At 63.4% G+C, this 24035-nt stretch carries 23 protein-coding genes; 11 read left to right on the top strand and 12 right to left on the bottom strand.

Going from position 1 to position 24035, the window contains the following annotated elements; genetic code table 11:
- The first annotated feature begins 82 nt into the window (after positions 1–82).
- Positions 83–649, top strand: a complete 567-nt coding sequence (locus tag DD235_RS16280; RefSeq protein WP_109063171.1) for a TetR/AcrR family transcriptional regulator — start codon at positions 83–85, stop codon at positions 647–649.
- A 6-nt stretch (positions 650–655) separates the two neighbouring features.
- Here DD235_RS16280 and DD235_RS16275 read toward each other — a convergent pair whose 3' ends face one another.
- A complete protein-coding gene (locus tag DD235_RS16275; RefSeq protein ID WP_109063170.1) occupies positions 656–1279 on the bottom strand; it encodes a 5-formyltetrahydrofolate cyclo-ligase in 624 nt (207 codons plus the stop codon).
- Between the two features lie 15 nt (positions 1280–1294).
- On the opposite strand from DD235_RS16275, the gene DD235_RS16270 reads away from it, so the two are divergent.
- Together DD235_RS16270 and DD235_RS16265 are read left to right on the top strand one after the other, a co-directional pair.
- Positions 1295–3343, top strand: coding sequence for a lytic transglycosylase domain-containing protein (locus DD235_RS16270; RefSeq protein WP_109063169.1), 2049 nt, complete (start codon positions 1295–1297; stop codon positions 3341–3343).
- 11 nt (positions 3344–3354) lie between these two features.
- A complete protein-coding gene (locus DD235_RS16265; protein WP_109063189.1) occupies positions 3355–4566 on the top strand; it encodes a tRNA nucleotidyltransferase/poly(A) polymerase-related protein in 1212 nt (403 codons plus the stop codon).
- Positions 4567–4580: 14 nt separating this feature from the next.
- Here DD235_RS16265 and DD235_RS16260 read toward each other — a convergent pair whose 3' ends face one another.
- Both DD235_RS16260 and rpe read right to left on the bottom strand, forming a co-directional pair.
- Positions 4581–5330: a phosphoglycolate phosphatase gene (locus tag DD235_RS16260; protein ID WP_109063168.1), complete on the bottom strand. Its 750-nt coding sequence runs from the start codon at positions 5328–5330 to the stop codon at positions 4581–4583.
- Between the two features lie 90 nt (positions 5331–5420).
- Entirely contained in the window at positions 5421–6143 is a 723-nt protein-coding gene (rpe, locus tag DD235_RS16255; RefSeq protein WP_109063167.1) for a ribulose-phosphate 3-epimerase, read from the bottom strand.
- An 82-nt stretch (positions 6144–6225) separates the two neighbouring features.
- On the opposite strand from rpe, the gene apaG reads away from it, so the two are divergent.
- Genes apaG through DD235_RS16235 form a run of 4 tightly spaced genes read left to right on the top strand, consistent with a single transcriptional unit; the run spans position 6226 to position 10006 of the window.
- Complete coding sequence (gene apaG / locus DD235_RS16250) at positions 6226–6600, top strand: Co2+/Mg2+ efflux protein ApaG (RefSeq protein ID WP_109063166.1); 375 nt, start codon at positions 6226–6228, stop codon at positions 6598–6600.
- A gap of 36 nt (positions 6601–6636) precedes the next feature.
- Entirely contained in the window at positions 6637–7959 is a 1323-nt protein-coding gene (gene mltA / locus DD235_RS16245; RefSeq protein WP_109063188.1) for a murein transglycosylase A, read from the top strand.
- 12 nt (positions 7960–7971) lie between these two features.
- Positions 7972–9165: an FAD-dependent monooxygenase gene (locus DD235_RS16240; protein ID WP_109063165.1), complete on the top strand. Its 1194-nt coding sequence runs from the start codon at positions 7972–7974 to the stop codon at positions 9163–9165.
- A gap of 37 nt (positions 9166–9202) precedes the next feature.
- Positions 9203–10006: a DsbC family protein gene (locus DD235_RS16235; protein ID WP_239990195.1), complete on the top strand. Its 804-nt coding sequence runs from the start codon at positions 9203–9205 to the stop codon at positions 10004–10006.
- A gap of 12 nt (positions 10007–10018) precedes the next feature.
- On the opposite strand, the gene DD235_RS16230 is transcribed toward DD235_RS16235, so the two are convergent.
- Entirely contained in the window at positions 10019–10558 is a 540-nt protein-coding gene (locus DD235_RS16230) for a hypothetical protein (protein WP_109063163.1), read from the bottom strand.
- A gap of 108 nt (positions 10559–10666) precedes the next feature.
- Between DD235_RS16230 and DD235_RS16225 the strand changes: the two genes are divergently transcribed.
- On the top strand, positions 10667–11815 hold the full coding sequence (locus DD235_RS16225; RefSeq protein ID WP_109063162.1) for a C45 family autoproteolytic acyltransferase/hydrolase: 1149 nt from the start codon (positions 10667–10669) through the stop codon (positions 11813–11815).
- Positions 11816–11928: 113 nt separating this feature from the next.
- On the opposite strand, the gene DD235_RS16220 is transcribed toward DD235_RS16225, so the two are convergent.
- The 8 genes from DD235_RS16220 to glpK form a co-directional block, all read right to left on the bottom strand.
- The gene (locus DD235_RS16220) at positions 11929–13470 is read right to left on the bottom strand and encodes an ABC transporter substrate-binding protein (protein ID WP_109063161.1); all 1542 of its coding nucleotides are present in this window, start codon (positions 13468–13470) and stop codon (positions 11929–11931) included.
- Between the two features lie 129 nt (positions 13471–13599).
- The gene (locus tag DD235_RS16215; RefSeq protein ID WP_109063187.1) at positions 13600–14223 is read right to left on the bottom strand and encodes a GntR family transcriptional regulator; all 624 of its coding nucleotides are present in this window, start codon (positions 14221–14223) and stop codon (positions 13600–13602) included.
- A 151-nt stretch (positions 14224–14374) separates the two neighbouring features.
- Entirely contained in the window at positions 14375–16030 is a 1656-nt protein-coding gene (locus tag DD235_RS16210; RefSeq protein ID WP_109063160.1) for an ABC transporter ATP-binding protein, read from the bottom strand.
- Positions 16027–16932 carry an ABC transporter permease gene (locus tag DD235_RS16205; RefSeq protein WP_109063159.1) on the bottom strand — a complete coding sequence of 302 codons (906 nt, stop codon included), beginning with the start codon at positions 16930–16932 and terminating at the stop codon, positions 16027–16029. Before DD235_RS16205 ends, DD235_RS16210 begins: the two co-directional genes overlap by 4 nt.
- A complete protein-coding gene (locus tag DD235_RS16200) occupies positions 16929–17873 on the bottom strand; it encodes an ABC transporter permease (RefSeq protein WP_109063158.1) in 945 nt (314 codons plus the stop codon). The genes DD235_RS16205 and DD235_RS16200 overlap by 4 nt, the downstream gene beginning before the upstream one ends.
- A gap of 28 nt (positions 17874–17901) precedes the next feature.
- Positions 17902–18786, bottom strand: a complete 885-nt coding sequence (locus DD235_RS16195; RefSeq protein ID WP_109063157.1) for an alpha/beta hydrolase family protein — start codon at positions 18784–18786, stop codon at positions 17902–17904.
- A gap of 79 nt (positions 18787–18865) precedes the next feature.
- The gene (locus tag DD235_RS16190) at positions 18866–19627 is read right to left on the bottom strand and encodes a sulfite exporter TauE/SafE family protein (RefSeq protein ID WP_239990194.1); all 762 of its coding nucleotides are present in this window, start codon (positions 19625–19627) and stop codon (positions 18866–18868) included.
- A gap of 21 nt (positions 19628–19648) precedes the next feature.
- Positions 19649–21139: a glycerol kinase GlpK gene (gene glpK / locus DD235_RS16185; RefSeq protein ID WP_109063156.1), complete on the bottom strand. Its 1491-nt coding sequence runs from the start codon at positions 21137–21139 to the stop codon at positions 19649–19651.
- Positions 21140–21330: 191 nt separating this feature from the next.
- On the opposite strand from glpK, the gene DD235_RS16180 reads away from it, so the two are divergent.
- The 3 genes from DD235_RS16180 to DD235_RS16170 all read left to right on the top strand — a co-directional run bounded on the left by DD235_RS16180 (position 21331) and on the right by DD235_RS16170 (position 24017).
- Positions 21331–21597 carry a copper-binding protein gene (locus DD235_RS16180; RefSeq protein WP_420810479.1) on the top strand — a complete coding sequence of 89 codons (267 nt, stop codon included), beginning with the start codon at positions 21331–21333 and terminating at the stop codon, positions 21595–21597.
- Positions 21598–21664: 67 nt separating this feature from the next.
- Complete coding sequence (gene pyrE / locus DD235_RS16175; protein ID WP_109063185.1) at positions 21665–22339, top strand: orotate phosphoribosyltransferase; 675 nt, start codon at positions 21665–21667, stop codon at positions 22337–22339.
- Positions 22340–22454: 115 nt separating this feature from the next.
- Positions 22455–24017 carry a methyl-accepting chemotaxis protein gene (locus DD235_RS16170; RefSeq protein WP_109063154.1) on the top strand — a complete coding sequence of 521 codons (1563 nt, stop codon included), beginning with the start codon at positions 22455–22457 and terminating at the stop codon, positions 24015–24017.
- The last annotated feature ends 18 nt before the right edge of the window (positions 24018–24035 follow it).

Below are 24035 nucleotides of genomic sequence, written 5' to 3'. Positions count from 1 at the left end.
TGGCCCACCCGGCCGGGCCTGCCATTCGGGTGGGGGGCAGGGCCATGCTACGATGGCCGCTTTCATCGCCACCGGATAGACCATGACCGCCATTCGCCTGCAGGATGCTGCACTGGCCCGCTTTGCCAGGCAGGGCTTCGATGCAACGTCGCTGGCCGAGATCGCTGCGGATGTCGGTATCAAAAAGCCCTCCATCTATGCGCATTTTCAGAGCAAGGATGAGCTGTATCTCAGCCTGATCCCCAGACTGGTGGAGGCCGAGCTGGAACATGCCGGTCAGGTGCTGCATGGCGGCCAGGGTGCGGTCGGGCAATTGCGGGCCTACCTGCAGGACATTCGCACGCGATACGAAAATTCCGAGCATGTGGCCTTCTGGTTCAAGGCGTTGCTGGCTCCCCCCCTGCATATCTATGATGCGGTGATGGAGCCGATGCATGTCTTCATGGACAATCTTGAAGACATCATCCGTACGGCGATCAAGGGTTCTCCGCTGGCCGAGAACCGTCGCGGCCTGACCATCGAAACGCTGACGCTGACCTATATGGGCTTGATCGATGCGCTGCAGTCCGAGCTGATCTATGGTGGGGCTGACAAGTTCGAGCGCCGCCTCGAGGCCATGTGGCAGGTTTTCGAGACGGCAGCAGGCTGAGGGCTGTCAGGGTGCTTCGGGCACCCATTTGGCTTCGGTGGCAATGGCATCGAGCCTGAAGTCATGATCGGCAGGCGGGTGATCCTTGCGCTTGAACTCGCCGATCGACCAGGCCACGCCGATGGTCACGAAGGCGTGACCATCATCGCGCAATGCGGCCAGGGTGCGGTCATAGTAGCCGCCGCCATAGCCTAGCCGGTCGGCCTCGCGGGTGTAGCCCAGCGTTGGCACCAGGATGATGTCGGGCGTCAGCCACTGGCCTTCGGCCGGCTCCTCGATGCCGTGCAGGCCTGTCTGCATGGGCGTATCCGTTGTCCATTGGCGAAAGCGCAGCGGCTGGCCGGGCTGGTCGATGACCGGCAGTGCCAGCGTATGGCCTTCTTCCTGGTCCCATTTGCGCAGCAGCGGGCGCAGATCGGGCTCCAGCTCCAGGGGCCAGTAGGCGGCAATCACCGGTGGCGGGCTGTCTTCGGGGCGTTCCGACAGGTGTATCGCCAGCCAGGTGTGCAGGCGCGCACGGATGCGCAGGCCGCTGTTGTTGCGCTCTTCGGACGTGGTTTTGGCGCGGGCATCGCGCAATCGCTTTCGCAGCGTGTCTGCGTTATCCTGTGCGGTGTTGCAGGTATTCATGATCGTGGAGGTGCCATGGAGTTCGGGGCAAAGACCAGACGGTATCAGAAATCCGCCGTGCCGGGTATGCCGCGCAGGGCCATGGCGCTGGCCGCGCATCTGGTGGCCGGCCTGGGGCTGGCGTGCAGTGTGCAGGCGCAGCAACTGGCGTCGCTCGATCCCACGCTGGCACCCATGTCCACGGCGGTGCCGGCCGCACAGATTTCCGAGGCCGTGATCCAGGCCCGCGAGGCCTATGATCGCAAGCAGCAGGCAAAGCTGGATACGGCTCTGCAGGCGGCGCAGGGTGATCCCTTGCAGATCTATGTCGAGTACTGGTGGCTGCGCAGTCGCCTGGCACAGCGGGCACCCTTGCCCGAAGAGCAGGCCAGCGAGTTCCTGAAGCGCTATCCCGGTACGTTCCTGGCGGACCGCATCCTGCGTGACTGGGTGCTGGCCGAGGTGCGACTGGGCAATTACAGCAAGGCGCTGCAACTCGATGTGCATCAGGTCAATGATGCGCAGGTACAGTGCGCCCGGATCGAGGCGGCGCAGGCGACCGGGCAAGCGGTCAATGCCAGCGAGGCGCTGGCGGCGCACCGGCCCGGTAATGCCTGCTGGTCGATGATGAACCGGCTGGTGTCGGCCGGCATTGTGCAAAACGCACATCTCACGACGCTTTTGCGTGATGCCATCGAGGTCAACGAACTACCGCAGGCGCGGCGCTATGCCCGCTATCTGTTCGATGCCGAGCGGCTCAAGACCTACGATGCCATTCTCAAGGAACCGATGCAGTGGCTGGCGCTGCAGCCTCGTCCGGCTGCCAGCGCCCTGGATCGCGAACTGGTGCTGATTGCGCTGGCCCGACTGGCCCGCAAGGACCGCGATGTTGGCGATACCTATCTGCGAGATCAATGGGCCGCTCATCTGCCCAAGACCGATCTGGCCTGGCTGCGCAGCCAGTTTGCCCTGATTGCGGCGCTCAACCTGGACCCGCGTGCCCACGACTGGTATCGCGAGGCCGGTCTGGAGGCCCGCATCGCACCCTACAACCAGGCCTGGCGCGTGCGCGCCGCGCTGCGCCAGCCGACCATCGACTGGGGCTGGGTGATGGGGGCCATCGATGCCATGCCTGCAGACGAGCGCGAAGCCGACAACTGGATCTACTGGCGCGCGCGCGGGCAGGCGGCCCAGGGGCAGACCCAGGCGGCCCAGGCTGCCTACGCACGCATTGCCGACCGGTTCGGTTTCTATGGGCAATTGGCGGCCGAAGAGCTGGGACGCACCATTGCCCCCCCCCAGCGTGCCGCGCCCGTGTCCCCGCAGGAGCTGGCCGAGGCGCAATCCCATCCGGGGCTGCGTCGCGCCGTGTCGCTGTTCCACCAGGGCTGGCGGCGCGAAGCCGTGCCGGAATGGAATTTCTCGCTGCGCGGCATGAACGATCGCCAGTTGCTGGCGGCCGCCGAGTATGCACGTCAGGAAGGCATCTATGATCGTGTCGTCAATACGTCCGAACTGACGCAGGGGCAGTTTGATTTCAACCAGCGCTACATCGCGCCCTTCGAGGGGCGCGTCACGGCCCAGGCCCGCCAGATCGACCTCGATCCGGCCTGGGTGTACGGGCTGATCCGCCAGGAGTCGCGTTTTGTCAGCAATGCGCGCTCGACGGTGGGTGCCTCGGGCCTGATGCAATTGATGCCGGCCACGGCCCGCTGGGTGGCCCGCAAGATCGGCATGTCGGATTTTCACCCGTCCAAGGTCAATGACTTCGATGTCAATACGCTGCTGGGCACCAATTATCTCAACATGGTGCTGACAGACCTGGGCGGTTCTCAGGTATTGGCCAGTGCCGGCTACAACGCCGGCCCCGGACGCTCCGTGCGCTGGCGTGCCAGCCTGACGCACCGTGTCGAAGGGGCGATCTTCGCCGAGACGATCCCGTTTACCGAAACCCGCGACTACGTGCAGAAAGTACTGTCCAATGCGGTCTACTACGCCGCACTGTTCTCGGGCCAGCCGCAGTCGCTCAAGACCCGCCTGGGCTATATCGAACCTTCGACGCAGACAACGGTGGCACTGCCGTGACCGAGGCATCCATGCAGGCCGACCCGTTGGTCGGCCTCCAGGTCTATGCCGTGGGCGGCGTGGTGCGTGATGGCTTGCTGGGGCTGCAACCGGGCGATCATGATTGGGTCGTCGTCGGCACGACCCCCGAAGAGATGGCGCGTCGGGGCTTTCTGCCGGTGGGCGGGGATTTTCCGGTTTTCCTGCATCCGCAGACACATGAGGAATATGCGCTGGCCCGTACCGAACGCAAGTCCGGGCGTGGTTACCGTGGCTTCACGTTTCATACGGGCACCGATGTGTCGCTGGCCGATGACCTGCGCCGACGTGATTTGACCGTCAATGCCATTGCCCGCGATGTGTACGGCCAGTTATACGACCCACTGGGCGGTGCGGCCGATGTTGAGGCCCGGATTTTCCGGCATGTGGGCGAGGCCTTCATGGAGGACCCGGTACGCATTCTCCGATTGGCCCGTTTCATGGCCCGTTTCGTCGATTTCTCGGTGGCTCCCGAAACCCTGGCGCTGTGCCGGCGCATGGTTGATGAGGGCGAAGTCGATGCCCTGGTGCCGGAACGAGTCTGGCAGGAATTGTCGCGCGGATTGATATCGGCCCAGCCGGCACGCATGTTGGCCCTGCTTGCACAGGTGGGCGCGCTTGAGCGGATCATGCCGGGGCTGGGAAGGCCTGTGCTGCCGTGGCAGTCCGGCAAGATGGCAGCGGAACCGTTGAGGGCTGTTGAACCGCAGGACGTCGTACTGGGTACGCCGGGCAGCGCTGGCACAATGGTTGCAATCGCAGAGGATCGTGCGCAGACAACTGCATGGCAGATCCTGGATGCCGCCGCACAGGCAGGCCTGCCGCAGGCCTCGCGCTATGCGTTGCTGGTGAGCGGGGCCGCAGATGTGGTTGCACTGAGCGCGCGCCTGCGGGTGCCTTCCGAGTGCGCAGATATGGCCCGTCTGCTGCAGACCCTGCTGGCAGACCTGCCGACCTCAGGTACGCCTGAGCAACAGTGGCGGATCATGGAGTACGGCGATGCTCTGCGCAAGCCGGCACGTTTCGAACAGTTATTGGATGCGGCCGCACTTTGCCTGCCAGTTGATCTGGCTGCATGGCAGCGCGCACTGGCAGCGGCCCGGCTGGTCGATGCCGGGGCCATCGCCCGGCAATGCGGGCGCGATGGTGGTGCGATCAAGGATGCCGTGCGGATGGCTCGGGTACAGGCGATTGCGGCTGCGTAGCGCCTGAGCGAGGTTTACTTCGGGTGGCCTGATCGCTGCGAAATCCAGCCCGCAATGGCTTCCATGGACGGAATCACGGCATCGGCGTCCAGCGTGGCGACATCGTGGCCTTCGTTGTAGCCATAGGGCAGGATCAGCACCGGCATGCCGGCGGCACGCGCCGACAGGGCATCATTGACCGAGTCACCGATCATGACGGCTTCGCCGGGGGCGATGCCGAGCAGGTCGCAGGCGTGCTGCAACGGCATGGGATCGGGCTTCTTGCGGGGGCAGGTGTCGCCGCTCACGATGACCTCGAACCAGTGCGTCAGGCCTGTACGCTCCAGCAGCGGCAAAGTGAAGGCCGTCGGCTTGTTGGTGACCACGGCCAGTTTCAGGCCCGCTGCCTGCAAGGCTGCCAGCCCGTCCAGTACGCCAGGATAGGGCAGGGCCTGTTCGCCATTGACGCGGGCATAGTGTGTCTGAAACAGTGCCAGCCCTTCTGCCTGGCGTGCTGCATCGGCCTGATGCTCGGCTTCCAGGCCGCTGTCCAGTGAGCGCTGAACCAGGTCTTCTGCACCCTTGCCGACATAGGTGGCGATCAGGTCCTGCGGCAGGGTGGGCAGGCCGAGATCGGTGCGCATGGCGTTGACTGCCACGGCCAGGTCGGTGATGGTGTCGAGCAGGGTGCCGTCGAGATCGAGCAGCACGGCACGGATGCCGCTGCCCGTATCGGCATGGTCAGTCTGTGCGTCGGCGCGGATGGCGGAGAGGGAGTCGGTCATGTCCGTGGTTGTCCTCGGCTGGCAGGATGATGGCAGGGAAAACTGGTGCTCGGGCAGTTGGCGTGTCAGGTTGCAGGGATCGTCGACGTGTCAGGCCTGCAGGCTGTCAGCCTTGAGGATTTCGGCGCGCATGGCCGAGATGCTGGCTGCGTAGTCGGACTGGCCGAAGATGGCCGAGCCGGCCACGAATGTGTCTGCACCGGCAGCACGGATTTCAGCGATATTGTCGGCCTTGACGCCACCATCGACTTCGAGCGCGATGGGCTGGCCACCCTGCTGCATCCACTGGTCGATGCGCTGGCGTACGGCACGCAGCTTCGGCAGGGTCGAGGGCAGGAACTTCTGGCCGCCGAACCCCGGATTGACCGACATCAGCAGCACCAGGTCGAGCTTGTCCATGACGTGATCCATCCAGTCCAGCGGCGTGGCCGGATTGAAGACCAGTCCGGCCTGGCAGCCGTGATCGCGGATCAGGCTCAGGGTGCGATCGACGTGGCGCGAGGCTTCGGGATGAAAGCTGATCAGGCTGGCACCTGCCTTGGCGAACATCGGCACCAGCGCATCGACCGGCTCGACCATCAGGTGTACGTCGATGGGAGCCTGCCCGACGTGCGGTCTGATGGCTTCGCACACCATCGGGCCGATGGTCAGGTTGGGGACGAAATGGTTGTCCATCACGTCGAAGTGAATCCAGTCGGCACCGGCAGCCAGGACGTTGCGGACCTCTTCGCCCAGGCAGGCAAAGTCGGCGGACAGGATGCTCGGCGCGATACGCGCGGGCGGCAGGGATTGGGGTGTTGCAATAACTGACATGGCGGGTGGGAGTCGGCAAAGGCAAATGGACGAATCTATGTCATCATTGTAGTTTGCCTTTGCGCCATGGGGATGTTGTTCCGTGAAAACCTATGACTTGAGCGTCACGGTCGTGCCGCAATACCTGCCCGACGAATCCGATCCTGCCCAGCCCCAGTATGTATTCGCCTACACGGTGCAGGTCGTCAACAGGGGATCGCAGCCGGCCCAGATCATCAGCCGGCACTGGATCATCACCGATGCCGACCAGCGGGTCGAGGAAGTGCGCGGCCTGGGCGTGGTCGGCAAGCAGCCGTTGCTGGCCCCTGGCGAAGTCTTCGAATACACCAGCGCCTGTCCACTGCGTACCCCTGTCGGTACGATGCGCGGTGCCTATCATTGCGTCGGCGAGAACGGCATCCCGTTCGACGTGCCGATCGCCGAGTTTGTCCTGGCAGTGCCCAATGTGCTGCATTGAGTGGATTCATTCATGAAATACAACGCATCATCCTGCATCAAGCGTCTGGCGACGCTGTCCATGGTCGGCTGGCTGACCGCCTGTACCACGGTTTCGTATGGCCCTTCCCAGCCGGGCAGTCCGGCGACCGACAGTGGCGGCACCGTCGCCACGTCACCGTCCACCGCAACGCCGGCACCGGGCAGTGTCCTGTCGGTGCCCACGCAACCGCTGCCCGATAGCCCGGCCCGCAATCTGGCGGGTCGTTTCGTGGCTGCCGACTGGTCCGAGATGCCGGGCTGGCAGGCTGATGAGCTGGAGCAGGTCTGGCAGGCTTTCCTGCTCAACTGCCAGGGGCTGATGCGCCCGATTTCCGGCGGGCTGACCCTGCCTGCGCGCGCCACGCCGCCTGTCTGGCAACCTGTCTGCGCGGCTGCGCAACGCCAGGCACAGCAGCCCGGTGCGGCCTCGACGGCCCAGGTGCGCGCCTTCCTGCAGCAGCACCTGCGTCCCTGGCGCTTGCACGATGCGGGCGGCAAGGTTGCCACCAATACGGTCACCGGTTACTACGAGCCCCTGGTTGTAGCGTCGCGCCAGCGTGGCGGACAGTTTCAGTGGCCGCTGTATGCCGTGCCGGATGACCTGCTCACCATCGATCTGGGCGGGCTCTATCCCGAACTGGCTGGCAAGCGTGTGCGCGGCAAGCTCGATGGCAATCGTGTCATTCCCTACGACACGCGCGTGCAGTTGCAGTCAGCCGGCCGGCAGCCGGCTGCGATCGTCTGGGTCAACGACCCTGTCGATGCTGCCTTCCTGCAGATCCAGGGGTCGGGCCGTGCCTATCTGGCCGATGGGCCGGGCGCTGGCAGCACAATCCGGCTGGCCTATGCCAATCACAATGGCCAGCCGTTCCAGTCGATCGGCCGCTGGCTGATACAGAAGGGCGAATTGACTGCCGGTCAGGCCTCGATGCAGGGCATCCGCGCCTGGGCGCGCGACAATCCGCATCGCGTCGAGGAAATGCTCAGCGTCAATCCGGCCGTGGTCTTCTTCCGCGAAGAGGCGATTGCCGATGAGGCTGCCGGCCCCAAGGGTGCCTATTCGCTGCCGCTCACAGAGCGTCGGTCGATTGCCGTCGATACCCAGTTCGTGCCGCTGGGCACGCCTGTGTTCCTGTCGACGACCTGGCCGGGCGACGCCCGTCCGCTCAACCGGCTGGTTTTCGCCCAGGATACCGGGGCGGCCATCAAGGGGGCGGCGCGTGCCGACTTCTACTGGGGTTACGGCGAAGAGGCCGGCAACATCGCTGGTCGCATGAAACAGAACGGCCGCATGTGGGTGCTCTGGCCCCGTGCTGCGGGCACGCCTTCGGCGCGATGAGGGTTGGCTGACATGAAAAAAACCTCGATTCTGGTGGCCGGCAGCGGCATTGCCGGGCTGGGGACAGCCCTGGCGCTGGCGCGCCGTGGGCAGCAGGTTGCGCTGGTCGGGCCACGTCCCGACATGCAGCCGCCTGATCTGGATGAGTATCACCCGCGTGTCTATGCGCTGTCGCCGGAAAGCCAGTCTTTCCTGGCAGGGCTGGGCGTCTGGGATGTGTTGCCTGCCAATCGCGTTACGCCGGTGCAGGCCATGGAAGTGCATGGTGACCAGCAGGGCAAGGTCACGCTGGAAGCCTGGCAGGCTGCCCGGCCCGCGCTGGCCTGGATCGTCGAGGCAGGGCTGCTCGAACGCACTCTGGCGCAGGCGGCATTGATGTCGGGCCTGACCTGGCACGACAGGCGTTGCACCGGCTGGCACCATGACGGTCAGGCGTCGATTCTCGAACTCGACCAGGGGCCGGCATTGCGGGCCGACCTGGTGGTGGCCGCCGATGGTGCGCGCTCGGCCGTCCGGGCGGCATCCGGTTTGGCGGTCGACTCCCACGCCTATGGCGAAATGGGGATCGTGACCCATCTCGAGGCCGAACTGCCGCATCAGGGCGTGGCCTGCCAGTGGTTTTCCGAGGAGGGCATCGTGGCCCTGCTGCCCCTGCCGGATACGCGTGGAGGTCGCCACCTGGTGTCGCTGGTCTGGTCCATGCCGCAGGATCAGGCTCGTGCCCTGCTGGGCTGGCCGCAGGCGCAGCAGGAAACCTTCCTGGCCGAGCGCCTGGCGGTGCTGACCTCAGGTCGGCTGGGGCATCTGCGGGTACGCAGCGGGGTGCATGGCTTTCCGCTGTTCCTGGAACAGACCAGCAGCATGACCGGACCGGGGTTAGCCCTGGTCAGCGATGCCGGGCATCGCGTCCATCCGCTGGCCGGCCAGGGTCTCAACCTGGGGCTGGGCGATGTCCGTGCGCTGGTCGATGCCGTGGCCGGTCGGGAACCTTTCCGGCATGCCGGAGACGAAAGAGTATTGAGTCGCTATCGCCGGGCACGGGCAGCACCGCTGCGCGCCATGAAGCTGGCTACGCACGGACTGCACAGCCTGTTTTCTTCGGAGCAGGTGCCGCTGGTCTGGCTGCGCAACCAGGGCATGGAGCTGGTCGAACGCTTGCCGTTCATCAAGCGGGCACTCATCGACAATGCCGCCGGCCAGGGTTGACGCCGGGCAGACGGGACATAAAAGCCAAGGACAGGATATGCATAGACACGATATGGGCCGCTCCGGCCGCCTCACGACCGGCCTGCATCATGCACGGCGTCTGACCAGGGTGGCCGCTGCCTGCGCGCTGTCGCTGATGGGCGTGCTGGCTGCACCAGCGGTCTGGGCCGCCACTACCGCTGTAGACGGTGCGGAGGCCGAGGCCGTCAAGCAGCGCTTCGAGGCCCGCTTCGACGGCTTGAAGGCCACGGCCGTGAACCCGACGCCCTATGGCCTGTATGAAGTCCAACTCGACGATGAACTGGTCTACGTTGATCCCGAGGTCAACTTCGTGCTGAATGGTTCGCTGATCGATGCCAAGACGCGCGAAGATGTCACCCGTGCGCGCAAGGAAGCCCTCAGTGCCATCGATTTCAGTGACTTGCCGACGGAGCTGTCGATTCGCCAGGTCAAGGGTGACGGCTCCCGGCAGGTTGCGATTTTCGAGGATCCCAACTGTGGCTATTGCAAGGCCCTGCGCAAGACGCTCGAGGAGGTCGATAACCTGACCATCCATACGTTCCTGCTGCCCATCCTGGGGCCTGATTCCGTCACCAAGGCCACCAATGTCTGGTGCGCCAAGGACCAGGGCAAGGTCTGGGACGAGTGGATGCTCAAGGGGCGCACGCCGGCCCAGGCCAGTTGCGACGCGCCGCTGCAGGACTGGACTGCACTGGCCCGGACACTCAATATCCGGGGCACGCCTGCCGTGTTCTTCGAGGATGGCACCCGTGTGGCGGGTGCCATGCCGCTCGATATGTTCAATAGTCGGCTGGAGCGAGCCAGCCAGGCCGCGCAGTAGCCGCTGATTGGATCAGCGCGGCAGTGGCCGCGCGTAGGGCTCCCGATCCGTTTCCACAGGATACGGTGCCGGGCCGTCCGGGGTGGCTTGTTGTGGGTCTGTCGGCATCTGGGGGGCTTGCGGGATGGCGATCATCCGCATCTGGCCGCCTTCCAGTACGCTGCCCTGTACCGCCACATCGCCCTGGTTGCGTATCAGGGCTTCGCAGGCCGCACGCTCGGATGCGGGCTGCCACTGGCAGCGACGCAGTGCATTGCGCATGTACACATCAGGATTGTCGTTGTCTGCCGCAGGAGTGGCGGGCGAGGCGGCGTTGCGCCTGCGTTCGGCCTGCATCGTGGCAGCTTCCCGCAGGCAGGCCTGCAGGTCGACGCTTTGGCTGTTCTGGTGGCAATACGCGGCGTCCTGTTCGTATTGGGCATCGCGCTGCGCGGAGGGTGTTGCCGTAGATCCGGCAGTCTGCGCGGCGGCCGGTGCAAGCCCGCCAAGCAGCAGGGCGGTCAGGCCCCATGCCATGTTGCGACGATGGGAAATACACAGTGATACGGTCATCTGGAGGCCTCTTTTCGTTAAATTGGCACCAAAATAAATTACAATAAAAAAGCGGCTGTTCGCAGGGCTGCGGCCAGCCACATCACAATCATTCTACAAGGGGGATGCATGGCTGCTCCAACTCAATTTCCATTCGTTTCCGTCTCGGGCGGAGCCTATGAACGCGGCGTCCAGTATGGACAGCAGGCACATGAGCGTATCCGTCTGAGCGCAAGCCTGTATGGGCGTACGCTGGTCGATCTGGGCTACGCAGAGGCGCAGCGGCAGGCCTTGATTCACAGCTTCGTGCCGGCCATTGGCGAGTTCGCGCCCCACTATCTGGATGAAATGCATGGCATTGCCGACGGTGCGGGCGTGGCGTTCGAGGATATCGTCATGATCAATGCGCGTACCGAAGTGGTCGCACGCGCACGGGCAGAGAAAAACCAGGTCATCGAACTGGAGGATGAGAAGGCAGGGCAGGAGCCCGAGGATGGTTGCACGGGAGCACTGATCCTGCCCGAACGTGCCGCGGCTGGCAATCTGATTCATGGGCAGAACTGGGATTGGCGGGCCGAATGCGTGGATACTGCAGTGGTATTGCGCGTGCGCCAAGAGGATGGCCCCGATATGCTGACCTTCGTGGAAGCGGGTGGATTGGCGCGTAGCGGGCTGAACAGCGCCGGCATCTCGATTACAGCGAATTATCTGGAGTCCGATCGCGATTTCACACAGGAAGGGGTGCCACTTTCGCTGATCCGGCGCAAGGTGCTGGAGCAGCAGCATTTCGCGTTGGCCATGAAGGCAGTGTCGTCTACGCCCAAGTCCTGCTCGAACAACATTATGCTGGGTATGGCCGAGGGATTCGGGGTGGACTACGAATGCTCGACCAACGAAGCGTTTCCGCTCTATCCGGGAGAGGATGGCCTGATCGTGCATGCCAATCACTGGGTCAGCGAGGTTGCACTATGCAAGTTGCGCGATATGGGCCGTGCCAATACGCCAGAGAGTCCCTATCGGGACTGGCGCGTGCGCCGATTGCTGAATGCCCGGCCACAGCTGACTCGCGAGGACCTGAAGCAGGCACTCTTCGATGACTTCGGTACCCCCTATTCGGTCTGCCGGCCTCCGCGCCCGGCAAGTCGACACAATCTGTCGGCCACGGTCGCCATGGTGGTCATGGAGCCGGCGCTGGGCATCCTGGAAGCCGCGCCGCTGCCTGCATTGAACAGAACATTCACACGCTATAGCCTGGACGCAGATCCGGTTGTGCTCTGAGGCATGTGCGGCCAGGCTGGCCGCATGTGTGCTGTGCTCAGTCAAAAGACCCCGCACTTCATATATGAGGTGCGGGGTCTTTTTTTGATTATGCAGTACGAATCATCAGGGGCTTACCAGAGCAGCGGTTTGCCTTCCCATACAGTGACGTGATCGAGGCCTTTTTTCTGGCCCCATGCCGTTGCACCGTTGAACAGAATGATCAGCGGCACGTCATCGAGCATCTTTTCGTGCAACTGATCGAAGAGCACCTGCCGCTTGGTCGGGTCGAACTCACGCATCGACGCCTCGATCAGCTCCAGCGCTTCCGGATTCTCCCAGACTTTGCGGGATTGCTGGTCCTTGTCGCCGGCAAACTGCTCATAGCTCAGGCTGGGATCCAGCCTCGACGAATAGGTGAATGAACTGATCTGATAGTTGCCCCGGTTGTAGCGGTCGAGCTGGGTTGCCCATTCCAGGACTTCTATTTGAGCATTGATGCCGGCAGCCTGCATCATGGCTTGCGCCATGATAGCGACCTGGTAGCTGGGTACATGCGCTCGCTTGTTGGCATAGATCGTGATTTTTTCGCCTTTGTAGCCGGCCTCCTGAAGCAGGCGCTGTGCCAGAGCAGGATCGTAGCTGTAGCCCTTGCGCTGGGTGTCACTGTAGAACGGCGAGTGTTGGTGCACTGCCGACTGGTTGGTCTGGTTGGCGACCCCTTCGCTGGCTGCCTGGACGATTTGGCTGATGTCGAGCGAAGCGGCGATGGCCTGTCGCAGCTTCTGGTTCTGGAGTACCGGGTCACGGGTCTGCAGCAGCAGACTGTGCTTGGTGGCTTCGCCAGGAATGAGAACGTCCAGGTTCGGGTTGTCTTTCAGTTCCAGATAGTCGGCAAACGTGACCTGGGCAAGGTCAATCGCCCCCGATTGCAGTCCTGCCTTGGCCGCAGACGAGTCGGGCACGACCAGAAAGCGGACTTCTTCGGCGTGCGGGGTTTTGTCTCCGACATAGCCATCGCTTTTTTCGGTGCCGGGCGAACGGTAGTCGGTAAAGGCACGCAAGGTGACGTATTCGCCACGCTTCCAGTCGACGAAGGTATACGGCCCTGTGGCGACGGGCGTCAGCCAACTGCCATCGGCCGCAACGGAATCGGGGTGCAGGATGGCGGTCATGCCGCAGTCGGTGCGAGCCAGCGTGTCCAGGAACAGGGCAGAGGCTTGATCGGTCTTCATGACAAAGGTGGATGCATCCGGTGCGCTGACTTCCGTGACTTTCAGGCCATTGCGACCGTCGAACTCACCGAGGCAGCGCCAGCCTGTGGCCGGGTCCATGTAACGGTTCCAGCTCCACAGGACTTCGGCTGACGTCACCGGGGAGCCATTGTGGAACTTGACGTCGGGTCGTAGCCGGAAGGTATAGGTCAGGCCGTCCGACGAGATATCGACGGACTCCGCCAGCAGGGGGGCAACGGTGCCATCGGCACGGTAGCCGACCAATCCCTCGATGACGTTAAGGATGACACCGTCGGTGGAATTGTCCCGGTTCACGCCTGGATTGGTGGAGCGGATATCGGCAGGCTGGGCAATCACAAGGGGTGCCGCCCAGCCGGGCAGGGCAGTGGCAAGACCCGCGCAGAGCAGTGTGGTGTGCAGGATGGACCGGGATATCGTCATGGAGGGTTCCTTGCTGATCAATATGGAGCATTATTGGTGCCAATATTGATGATTCTGAAGCGAACCCTGTTGTGCGTCACTCGGTGCTTACCCTGATCCTGCTGCGGCGTGCAGCAGGCGACTCCCTCTTCAGGTGCCGGATTGGGAAATGTGCTGGGCGATCAGCTGTTGCAGTCGTGGCAGGTCGCCGGCGGCCAGGGCATCGACGATGCCGAAATGCTCCTGGGCTGACTGCAGAATGCGCGCATGCGTGCGCCATTGCGTGGTGGGGGCGGAAGGCATACCCGAGCGGATTTCCTGGATCAGACGCACCAGTTCGTCATTTGGACAGAGTGCGTAGATCGCGCGATGAAAGCGCAGGTTGGCCTCGTACTGCTCCATGAGCGTGCCGGTCTCCACCAGTTCGGCAAAGCGTTCCGCCAGTTGCCGGATCTGGTTGATTTGCGCGGGCGTGATATGTTCGATTACCTGGGTTGCAGCACCACATTCGAGCAGGATACGTATATCTCGGATCTTGTCCAGGCGCTCTGAGTCCGGGACATGGACGTGATATCCCCGATTAGGGATATGTTCGATCAGTCGCTTGAGGGCCAGTTGGTCCAGCGCTTTGCGGACCTCTGGCCGGGGGGCTGAATAACGGGTCTGCAGGTCGATCTGCTTGAGCCAGCTGCCAGGGCCGTAATGGCCGCACTGGATATCCTGTGCGATGCGGTCGACAAGGTCAGGGGAGGAAACGGATCGATGACGTGCCATGAGCAGCTCCACAGGGTGGTGAGTCGACATGCATGATGGGATGCGTGCCAAGTGGGCTTCATGGCGAATCCGGTCGTACATGCCTGCCCTTCCGGGCAGAGCAGGTGATTTTACGGCATCAAAGGATCGGTCATGCCTGGCTGGCCGCCACTCAGGTCTCTACCGGCTGGCCTGTGCGCCATTTGAGACGCACACCTCCCTCCGGCGTCTGCTCTAGTGCCGGAATGGCTGACAGCAGGGTGCGCGTATAGGCGTGACGGGGCGTGTCGAAGACCTCGTCGCGAGAGCCGGCCTCGACGATTTCTCCCTGTTGCATTACGATGACCTGATCGGCGACCTGTTCCACTACACCAAGGTCGTGGCTGATGAACAGGCAGGAGAAACCATGCTTTTGCTGCAGGTCTGCAAACAGGGCAAGCACCTGTGCCCGCACCGTCACATCGAGGGCGGAAACGGGTTCGTCGGCGATGACGAATGCCGGACGCCGTACCACCGCCCGTGCAATCGCGACGCGTTGGCGCTGCCCCCCCGAGAGTTCGTGCGGGTAGTGGCTGGCATAGCGACTTTCAAGACCGACTTCTTCCAGTACTTCGTGGATTCGGCGCAGGCGGCTGGCAGGCGTCATGTCGGTCTGGTGACGCAAGCCTTCGCCGACCAGTTGACCGATGGTCATGCGCGGATTGAGAGATGAATAGGGATCCTGGAACACCATCTGGCAATCGAGGCGGTACTGACGCCAGTGTGGCGTATTGCGAGCGATGGTCTGGCCGTTGAACAACAGCGTGCCGGAGGTGGGTTCCAGCAGGCCGGCGATGGTGCGTCCCAGCGTGGTTTTCCCTGATCCGGATCCCCCCACCACGGCGACGACTTCACCTGGGTGGATGTTGAGGTCGATACCCTTGAGGACACGCTTGGGTTCGGTTCTGGAAAACAGGCGCGGGCGACCAGGATATTCCACTACCAGATCCCGTATCCTGACCAGTGGCTCAGCGGGGGGGCGGGTGCGGGCTGGCGGGCGAAAAGGCATGGCGGCCAGCAGCTTGCGCGTGTATGGATGAGCGGGCCTGGATAGCAGGTCGGCTGTGGCTCCTGACTCGACGACGTGTCCGTGCTGCATGACCACGATCCGGTTCGTGTAGCGGGCCACCATGGGGAGATCGTGGCTGATCATCAAAACGGCAGTATGGTATTCGCGGGTGAGCGAGACCATCAGCTCCAGCACATCACGCTGGACTACGGCATCGAGTGCTGTGGTCGGCTCGTCGGCGATCAGCAGAGCGGGTTTGAGCAGCATGACCGAGGCCAGCATCATGCGCTGGCGCATGCCGCCGGAGAATTCGTGCGGCCAGGCTTGCATGGCGGCTTCCGGGTCATGGATGCCGACCCGTGCCAGCATCTCCAGGACCAGTTGGCGGCGAGCCTGCTGGTTCAGATCGCGGCGATGCAATGTCAGGCCTTCGAGCAGTTGCCGGCCGATGCTCATGGACGGGTTGAGCGAGGTCATAGGCTCCTGAAACACCATGCCGATACGGGCACCACGCAGGTTACGCAGACGGGCTGGCGAGGCCTGGGCAATATCCTGTCCGTCGAACAGGATGCGGCCTGCCGCCCTTTCCAGCGGGGCGGGTGTCAGACCCATGATGGCGCGGGCCGCCTGTGTCTTGCCGCTGCCGGATTCGCCGACGATGCCGACGAATTCGCCGGGGGCAATGTCGAACGAGACATCGGAGACGATTTCCCTGCCGCCGGTGCCGACGGTCAGTGTCAGGCCCTGTACCGAGACCAGGGAAGTGTGTGCAGTATTCATCGTGAGCCTCGCATGCGTGGATCCAGGTGGTCCCGTATCGCATCGCCCAGCAGGTTGACGCCCAGGAGCGTGATGGCGATGCAGAGCCCCGGGAAGATTGACAGCCAGGTGGCGCTGCTCAGGTAGGGGCGTGCCGAGGCCAGCATGTTGCCCCATGTCGGGGCTGGGGGCGGTACGCCCAGTCCGAGAAATGACAGGGAGCTTTCCGCCAGAATGACCCAGCCGAACATGGAGGTGGCCAGAACGGTCAGCGGTGCCACGCAGTTGGGGAGGACGTGCCGGAACATGGTGTACAACTCCGAGTTGCCCAGGACCCGTGATGATTCGATGAACTCCTTTTCTCGCAATGACAGCACGGTGCCGCGCACGATGCGGGTGACTGAAGGCACATAAGCCAGGCCCAGGGCCAGGACGATGCCATATTTGTTGGCACCGACCACAGCCAGCAGTCCGAGCGCCAGCAGCAGGCCGGGAAACGCCAGCAGGGCGTTGTTGAACGCCATCACGATGCGATCCAGCCAGCCCCGCACAAAGCCGGTCAGCACGCCGATGAGTGTGCCGGCAATGACGGACAGCGATACCGTCAGCAAGCTGATCCAGACGCTGGATGAGGCTGCCGCCATGAGCCGCGACAGCTCGTCGCGACCAAACTCGTCGGCCCCCAGCCAGTGCGCGCCGCTCGGAGGCTGCAGGCGTGCGGCGAAGTTGATCTTGAGCGGATCGTGAGGTGTCCAGAAGGCGCTGACCAGGGCCACGCAGAGCAGGATGCCGACGATCAGGCCACCCAGCAGGGCGTTGGGAGCGATTTTTTGTCGCCGGGCCGCCCCAAGGCAAAAAGCACCCCCTTGGGGGGTAGCGCCGGAGCGTAGCGACAAGCGTGGGGGGATTTTTTGTCGTTTCATTCTGCGGTCACCCTCGGGTCGAAAATCGGATAGCACAGGTCGATCACGAGATTGACCAGTACGTAAATCACGGCGACGAACAGCAGGCAGCCCTGTATCACCGGATAGTCTCGGGCGAAAATGGCATCGACCAGTAACCGCCCCAGGCCGGGAATGGTGAATACTGTTTCCACTACGGCAATGCCGCCGAGCAGGTTGCCCAGCACCAGGCCGATCAGTGTCCATGTGGGGCCGAAGGCGTTCTTGAAGGCATGGCGCATCAGTACCGTATGCTCGGGCAGGCCCTTGGCCCGGGCGTGCGTGATGTAGTCCAGTCGCAGGATTTCCAGGGTACTGGCCCGCGACATCCGGATCAGTACGCCGATCTCATGCAGGAACAGGGTCAGAACGGGCATGGCCAGGTATAGCAGGCCCGCCTTCCAGTCGGTGCTGATGGAGACATAGCCGACCACTGGCAGCCATTCCAGTTTCAGACCGAATAAAATCAGCAGCAGCAGGCCCAGCCAGAATGTCGGGATCGATACCAGCAGGGTGGCGCTGCCGACCAGGACGAGGTCGGTGGGACGGTTCTGGCGCCAGGCGGCGATCATACCGGCAGGCACGGCAACCAGGCTGGCCAGGAAGACGGCATAAAGCACGATCTGGGCGCTGACGGTAAAGCGTTCCCAGATGAGCGGCAGGACCGGTGCGCCCATATTGATTGAGGTGCCCAGGTCGCCCCGGATCACCTGGCCGAACCAGATGCCGAACTGAGCCAGCCAGCTCTGGTCCAGCCCCAGCCGGGTACGCAGGTCGGCAAGGCTGACCGGATCGGCCAGATCGCCCAGCAGCAGTTGTGCAGGGTCGCCGGGAATAAGGCGGATCAGCACGAAAACCGATACGGCCACGATGAGCAGTGTCGGAATCGACATGATGATGCGGGCAAGGGCGAAGCGCAGCATGGCGAGCTCCAGTCAGGGCAATCGGGTTTCAGACGCTACCGGGCTGTCGCATCTGGCGCAGGACCTGCGCGAAGAAGTCCTGCACCGGCTCGACGCAGGCCTGGCCGTTGTGTGGCACGTTGTCCAGTATGTCGAAATGGACCTGTACGCCAGCCTGCTCGAAACTGTGCCGCAACGACTGCAGGCGTTCCGGGCGTGTCTTGCCTGCGTCGTTGGCACCCGGCATGAAGAACTTGCCGCCTTCCTTGTGGGTGATTTCCCAGGTTTCGATATCGGCCTTGCCGACGATCATGTGGACCGGGAGTGCGCGCAGGGCATCAAGATCCAGTGTGGTGCCGAAGCGCTGATGCATGTCGCGTGTGCCAACCCACCAGTCCTGGGACGGGTCCAGCAACGTGACGGAACCTGGTGCGCCGATCGAGACTGCCCACAGGCGGGTCGGGTGCAGCAGGCAGAAGCGGTTGGCAAACTGGCCGCCGCCGGAGTAGCCGAACAGGGCAAAGCGCGGGAAGGTGCAGCCGAACTTCTCGCCGACCTCGGCCACCATGTCCAGCAGGATGTCGTCGTAGCGTATCTCTCCTTCGCGCAGTTGCTTGAAACCATCGCGGTTGCCGTCTCCGTTGACGCCGACCGGGAACAGCGGGCACAGGATAATGCAGTTGTTCCAGCGGGCGAAGCTGGCAAAGGCGTTGCGGTATTCAGTGAAGGCACGACCGGTGCCGTGCATGACCACGACCAGTTCGGGAGGGTTGGTTGCCAGGTCGAGTTGTGGTGGGACATAGGTGCAGTAGGCAAAGCGTGCATCGCTGCGTGCCGAGAAAATGGTGCTGTGGCCAAGATCGTAGATGGCGCGGGCGCGTTTCTGTCCGAAGGTGTGTTGTGCGTCGACGGGCTGTGCTGCGGTGTCGGTCATGGTTGGCCTTTATTTTTTACAAAATTGGTGCCAATATTATCCGTGCGAGTTCCGACGCACAATCGGGATATCCCTGAGATCAGGCTTTCAGGAAGAACACCACCGTCATGATGGCACCGGTCAGGATGACCACGGCACGCACCAGCCGTCGGGGCAGGCGGCGTCCCAGGATACCGCCGAGCAGGCCGCCGACGATACCGGCCAGCATCATCGGCAGTGCCAGGGGCCAGACCAGCACGTCGGCCCGTGCGTACAGGATGACGGCGATCAGGGTCAGCACGAATGACACCAGGTTCTTGGCACCATTGGCCATGCCCATGTCACGCATGCCTACCAGGCCCAGGGCCGCCAGCAGCAGGATGCCGACGCCACCGTTGAAGTAACCACCATAGAGCGTGACGCCGAACAGTACGGCACGGGCCACCACGGCCGGCACGGCGCGACCTGCCCGGTAGATGCGCCCGAGCAACCAGTCGCTGGCCGCGAAGGCGACGGTGGCGACCAGCAGGAGCCAGGGCACGATACGCTGGAAGCCGGCATCGGGCGTGATGACCAGCAACGCCGCTCCCAGCCCGCCGCCCAGCGCCGAGATACCCAGCACTCCGAGCCAGGACATCCCCGGTGGCGGGGCCATGTGGTTGCGAAAGGCATAGGTGGCCGACAGGTAGCCGGGCAGCAGCGCCAGCGTACCCGTGGCGTTGGCGGCGACGGGGGGCACGCCGACATAGACCAGCGCAGGAAAGGTCAGGAAACTGCCGCCGCCGGCGATGGCATTGAGCAGGCCGCCGGCCAGGGCGGCGACGAGCAGCAGCACGCTGTCCATCAGGGCCAGTTGACTCATGTCCATGTCATGTTCTCCCGGTCAGCGCGCCGTCGCCTGGCGCACGGCGTGTTCCCATTGAGCCATGCGGCCTTCGGCCTGGTCTCGCGACATGACGGGTGTGAAGACGGCGTCTGTGCGCCAGCGCGCTGCGATGGTGTCCAGGTCGAGATACAGCCCCGAGCCGATGCCGGCCAGATAGGCGGCACCGAGCGCAGTGGTCTCGATGTGGGCTGGACGCACCACGGGGATGCCGAGCAGATCGGCCTGGAACTGCATCAGCAGGTTGTTGACGCAGGCACCGCCATCGACCCGCAGTTCGTGGATGTCCAGGCCCTGCTGTTCGGCATCCTGGCGCATGGCGCGCAGCAGGGCCGTGCTCTGGAAGGCGATGCTTTCCAGTGCGGCGCGGGCGATGTGAGCCGCTGTGGCACCCCGTGTCAGGCCGGTGATGGTGCCGCGTGCCTCGGGTTCCCAATAGGGGGCACCCAGTCCGCCGAAGGCCGGCACGAACACCACGCCATCGCTGTCGGGCACGCTGGCGGCCAGCGCCTCGATCTCGGTGCTGGCGCGGATGCAGCGCAAGCCATCCCGCAGCCATTGCACGACGGCACCGCCGATGAAGACGCTGCCTTCGAGGGCGTACTGTGCATCGGCCGAGGGCTGGGCGGCGCGGGTGGTGATCAGGCCATGCCTGGACGTATGCCGCTGGTCGCCGGTGTGCATGAGCATGAAGCAACCCGTGCCATAGGTATTCTTGACCTGGCCTGGCTTGTGGCAGGCCTGGCCGAAGAGGGCACTTTGCTGGTCGCCGGCGACCCCGGCGATGCGGATGGGCTGGCCGAACAGTTCCGGCGCAGTCGTGCCGTAGTCGGCAGCCGAGGGCCTGACTTCGGGCAGCACGCTGCGCGGGATGTTGAACAGACCGAGCAGTTCGTCGCTCCAGTCGCTGCGCTCGATATCGAACAGCAGCGTGCGCGAAGCATTGCTGACATCGGTGGCATGGACCCGGCCTTGTGTCAGTTGCCAGATCAACCAGGTGTCGATGGTGCCGAAGGCCAGTTCGCCACGTTCGGCGGCATCTCGCGCACCGGTGACATTGTCCAGCAGCCAGCGCAGCTTGGGTGCCGAGAAATAGGCATCGAGCACCAGGCCGGTCTTTTCCCGGATCAGGGGGGCCCGACCCTGGTCACGCAGCGCAGCGCAGAAGGCTTCGGTACGCCGATCCTGCCAGACCAGGGCACGATGCAGCGGCTGGCCGGTATGGCGATTCCAAAGTAGCGTGGTTTCGCGCTGGTTGGTGATGCCGATGGCGCGGATACGGCTGGCGTCCAGACTGGCCTGGCGCAGTGCCTGGCGGGCGGTTTCGAGCTGGCTGCGCCAGATATCGAGGGGATCGTGCTCGACCCAGGCCGGCTGGGGATAGTGCTGGGGCAACTCCGCCTGGGCGCTGGACACGGCGTAGCCGTGTTCGTCGAAAACGATGCTGCGGGAGCTGGAGGTGCCCTGGTCAAGGGCCAGCAGGTAGGTCATGGCGCGTTCCTTCCACCTTGTTCTGTTATCCGGCAACGATAGCAGGAAAGCAGCGCAAAGACATGGCTGCCACGGGGCAGCTAAGGCAGCAGGTACAATCGGCGGGAGATTCCATCGAATAAGGGGAATGCATCATGAAGACCCGTCTGATGAGCGGATGGACACGTATCACTGCGGTAGCGTTGCTGGGCATGGCGGCATGGTTGCCTGCGAGCGGTGCCTGGGCACAGCAGGCGACAGCCAGCGGCGAGGTGCGTCGTACGGATGCCCAGCAAGGCAAGATCACCATCAAGCACGAGGCGATTGCGGTTCTGGAGCTGCCTGCCATGACCCTGGTTTACCAGGCCGATCCTGCAGAGCTGGCGGGCCAGATCAAACCGGGCGATCGGGTGACATTCACGGCCGAACGCCGTGATGGCAAGTACGTGGTGATTGCCATTACCGTACGCCAGCCCTGAAACACGTCCGAACGTGGCGACGACTGGGCGATAATGGCGGTTTCGCATTTGCTTCGTGGATATCGTCATGTCAGATTTTCGTCGTGATTTCGTCCGTTTCGCCCTGGACCAGGGGGTGTTGCGGTTTGGCAGTTTCGTGACCAAGTCCGGTCGCGTCAGTCCCTATTTCTTCAATGCCGGACTGTTCAACAGCGGCGCTTCCATCGGCCGCCTGGCGCAGTTCTACGCAGATGCGCTGGTCAAGTCCGGTGTCTCGTTCGACATGCTGTTCGGCCCTGCCTACAAGGGCATCTCGCTGGCGGCGACCACGGCCGTGGCGCTGGCCGGGCATGCCGGCCTGCAAGGGCGCGACGTGCCATTCGCCTTCAATCGCAAGGAAGCCAAGGATCATGGCGAAGGCGGTACGCTGGTGGGTGCACCGCTGACGGGGCGCGTGGTCATCATTGACGATGTGATCACGGCCGGCACTTCGGTGCGAGAATCGGTTGATATCATCCGTGCGGCCGGTGCCGAGCCGGCAGCCGTGCTGATCGCCATGGATCGGCGTGAACGAGCCGGCAAGGACGATGCGCTGGCGGCCTATTCCGCCGTGCAGGAAGTCGAGCGCCAGTACGGTATTCCGGTGGTCAGCATCGCTTCACTGGAGGATATCCTGGGTCTGCTGGATGATGACACGCGTTTTACAGAGCATCGCGATGCCGTCCTGACGTATCGCGCACGCTACGGTGTCCAGCCTGACTGAAGCGACATATCGGTATATAGATAGATTTTGATACAGGTCAATGCGGTGTGTGGCACTGCTGAGTCAAATGCGAATTCTTGCTGTTCGCCCGATTCACGCCACGCACTGCCAGACCATGCGCCTGAACCAGCCTGTCACGACGACTGAATACCCGCTTCCCGGCAACGAACTGCTGATGTCCACGACGGACAGTCGAGGTGTCATTACTCATTGCAATGCTGCCTTTTGCCGGGTCAGCGGGTTTTCGATGGAAGAACTGATCGGTCAGCCACACAACAAGGTCAGGCATCCCGATATGCCGCCCGAGGCATTTGCCGATATGTGGGCTACGGTCGGGCGTGGGCGCAGTTGGACGGGGATTGTCAAGAATCGGCGCAAGAACGGCGATTATTACTGGGTGCGCGCCAGCGTGACGCCCATCATGGAAAATGGCAAGCCCAAGGGCTACATGTCGGTACGCTGCAAAGCCGAACACGAAGAGGTGCGGGCTGCCGTGGCGCTGTACGATCGTCTCCGGCATGAACGCGAGGCGGGGCGCTCCACATTCCGCCTGCATGGCGGCAGGGTGCGTCACACCGGGTGGCGCGACTGGCTGGGCAAACTGCACCGGGCGACGCTCACGCAACGGCTGGGGGCCATGGTGGCCGGACTGGTGGCCGTGGCATTGCTGCCGACGGTGGTGCCGCTGCCAGGCACCGGCAGCCTGCTGTCCTGGCATACCGCCCTGGTAGCGGCGCTGGCCGTGCTGGTGGTGGTGCGTTTCGACCGTTGCATGACACAAACTTGGAAGGAAGCCAATCTGCTGGCGCGCGACATTGCCGGTTGCAACCTGGAGACGCCCATCGAATATGCGCAACGCCGTCATCCGATGGGGCAGTTGACCGAGCGCCTGCGGCAGATACAGCTGAATCTCCGTGCCGTGGTGGGTGATGCACGGGTGGAGATAGGCAGTTTTGGCAATATATCCGCAGAATTGGCGCATGGTGCCAATGATCTGGCCGCACGTACCGATGCCCAGGCCGCCAGCCTGGAGCAGACGGCGGCTTCGATGGAGGAGCTGGCCGCCACGGTACGTCAGTCGCTGGATACTGTGCAGGAAGTACTGGTCGAAAGCAATCGCAGTGCCAGTCTGGCACAGGATGGTGGCGATGCTGTGGGCCAGGTGGATGCTGCCATGCGTGCCATCGAGCAATCGTCGCGTCAGATGGCACAGATCATCGAAGTGATCGAGGGTATTGCTGCCCAGACCAATATCCTGGCGCTCAATGCTGCCGTGGAAGCCGCCCGTGCGGGCGAGCAGGGCCGGGGCTTCGCCATTGTGGCCAACGAGGTGCGGGCCCTGGCACAGCGCAGTGCAGATGCGGCACAGCAGATCCGCCGGCTGATCGGCCAGTCGGGTACGCAGGTCGGCCACGGCGTGCAGCAGATGGCATCGGTGGCTAGTGTGATAGAGCAAGTGGTGGCGTCGGTGGCGCATGTCAACGAACTCATGGGCCAGATCGATTTGGCTGCCAACGAGCAGAATACAGGGATCGAACAGGTCAACCAGGCCGTGGCGTCTCTGGACAAAGTCACGCAGCAGAATGCCACACTGGTCGAGGCCAGCGTGGCCTCTGCCGAACAGATGAATCGGAATGCCGGCGTGCTGGGACGCACTCTGGCGGTGTTCCGACTGTAGCGGTTCTACCGCAAGATG

Source organism: Corticimicrobacter populi, assembly GCF_003123725.1.
GTDB lineage: Bacteria > Pseudomonadota > Gammaproteobacteria > Burkholderiales > Burkholderiaceae_B > Corticimicrobacter > Corticimicrobacter populi.
The sequence above is the reverse complement of the archived record's forward strand: the minus strand, read 5'-3'. Positions and strand labels throughout refer to the sequence as shown.

Excerpts from the sequence above, each read along its gene's own strand:
- glpK (WP_109063156.1), bottom strand. The coding sequence starts at position 21,139 with ATGACCTACCTGCTGGCCCTTGACCAGGGCACCTCCAGCTCCCGCAGC.
- DD235_RS16190 (WP_239990194.1), bottom strand. The coding sequence starts at position 19,627 with ATGAGTCAACTGGCCCTGATGGACAGCGTGCTGCTGCTCGTCGCCGCC.
- DD235_RS16170 (WP_109063154.1), top strand. The coding sequence starts at position 22,455 with ATGCGCCTGAACCAGCCTGTCACGACGACTGAATACCCGCTTCCCGGC.
- DD235_RS16195 (WP_109063157.1), bottom strand. The coding sequence starts at position 18,786 with ATGACCGACACCGCAGCACAGCCCGTCGACGCACAACACACCTTCGGA.
- DD235_RS16235 (WP_239990195.1), top strand. The coding sequence starts at position 9,203 with ATGCATAGACACGATATGGGCCGCTCCGGCCGCCTCACGACCGGCCTG.
- pyrE (WP_109063185.1), top strand. The coding sequence starts at position 21,665 with ATGTCAGATTTTCGTCGTGATTTCGTCCGTTTCGCCCTGGACCAGGGG.
- rpe (WP_109063167.1), bottom strand. The coding sequence starts at position 6,143 with ATGTCAGTTATTGCAACACCCCAATCCCTGCCGCCCGCGCGTATCGCG.
- DD235_RS16180 (WP_420810479.1), top strand. The coding sequence starts at position 21,331 with ATGGCGGCATGGTTGCCTGCGAGCGGTGCCTGGGCACAGCAGGCGACA.
- DD235_RS16265 (WP_109063189.1), top strand. The coding sequence starts at position 3,355 with ATGCAGGCCGACCCGTTGGTCGGCCTCCAGGTCTATGCCGTGGGCGGC.
- DD235_RS16260 (WP_109063168.1), bottom strand. The coding sequence starts at position 5,330 with ATGACCGACTCCCTCTCCGCCATCCGCGCCGACGCACAGACTGACCAT.
- DD235_RS16225 (WP_109063162.1), top strand. The coding sequence starts at position 10,667 with ATGGCTGCTCCAACTCAATTTCCATTCGTTTCCGTCTCGGGCGGAGCC.
- DD235_RS16230 (WP_109063163.1), bottom strand. The coding sequence starts at position 10,558 with ATGACCGTATCACTGTGTATTTCCCATCGTCGCAACATGGCATGGGGC.
- DD235_RS16210 (WP_109063160.1), bottom strand. The coding sequence starts at position 16,030 with ATGAATACTGCACACACTTCCCTGGTCTCGGTACAGGGCCTGACACTG.
- DD235_RS16280 (WP_109063171.1), top strand. The coding sequence starts at position 83 with ATGACCGCCATTCGCCTGCAGGATGCTGCACTGGCCCGCTTTGCCAGG.
- DD235_RS16275 (WP_109063170.1), bottom strand. The coding sequence starts at position 1,279 with ATGAATACCTGCAACACCGCACAGGATAACGCAGACACGCTGCGAAAG.
- DD235_RS16240 (WP_109063165.1), top strand. The coding sequence starts at position 7,972 with ATGAAAAAAACCTCGATTCTGGTGGCCGGCAGCGGCATTGCCGGGCTG.
- DD235_RS16200 (WP_109063158.1), bottom strand. The coding sequence starts at position 17,873 with ATGCTGCGCTTCGCCCTTGCCCGCATCATCATGTCGATTCCGACACTG.
- DD235_RS16205 (WP_109063159.1), bottom strand. The coding sequence starts at position 16,932 with ATGAAACGACAAAAAATCCCCCCACGCTTGTCGCTACGCTCCGGCGCT.
- DD235_RS16215 (WP_109063187.1), bottom strand. The coding sequence starts at position 14,223 with ATGGCACGTCATCGATCCGTTTCCTCCCCTGACCTTGTCGACCGCATC.
- DD235_RS16220 (WP_109063161.1), bottom strand. The coding sequence starts at position 13,470 with ATGACGATATCCCGGTCCATCCTGCACACCACACTGCTCTGCGCGGGT.
- DD235_RS16270 (WP_109063169.1), top strand. The coding sequence starts at position 1,295 with ATGGAGTTCGGGGCAAAGACCAGACGGTATCAGAAATCCGCCGTGCCG.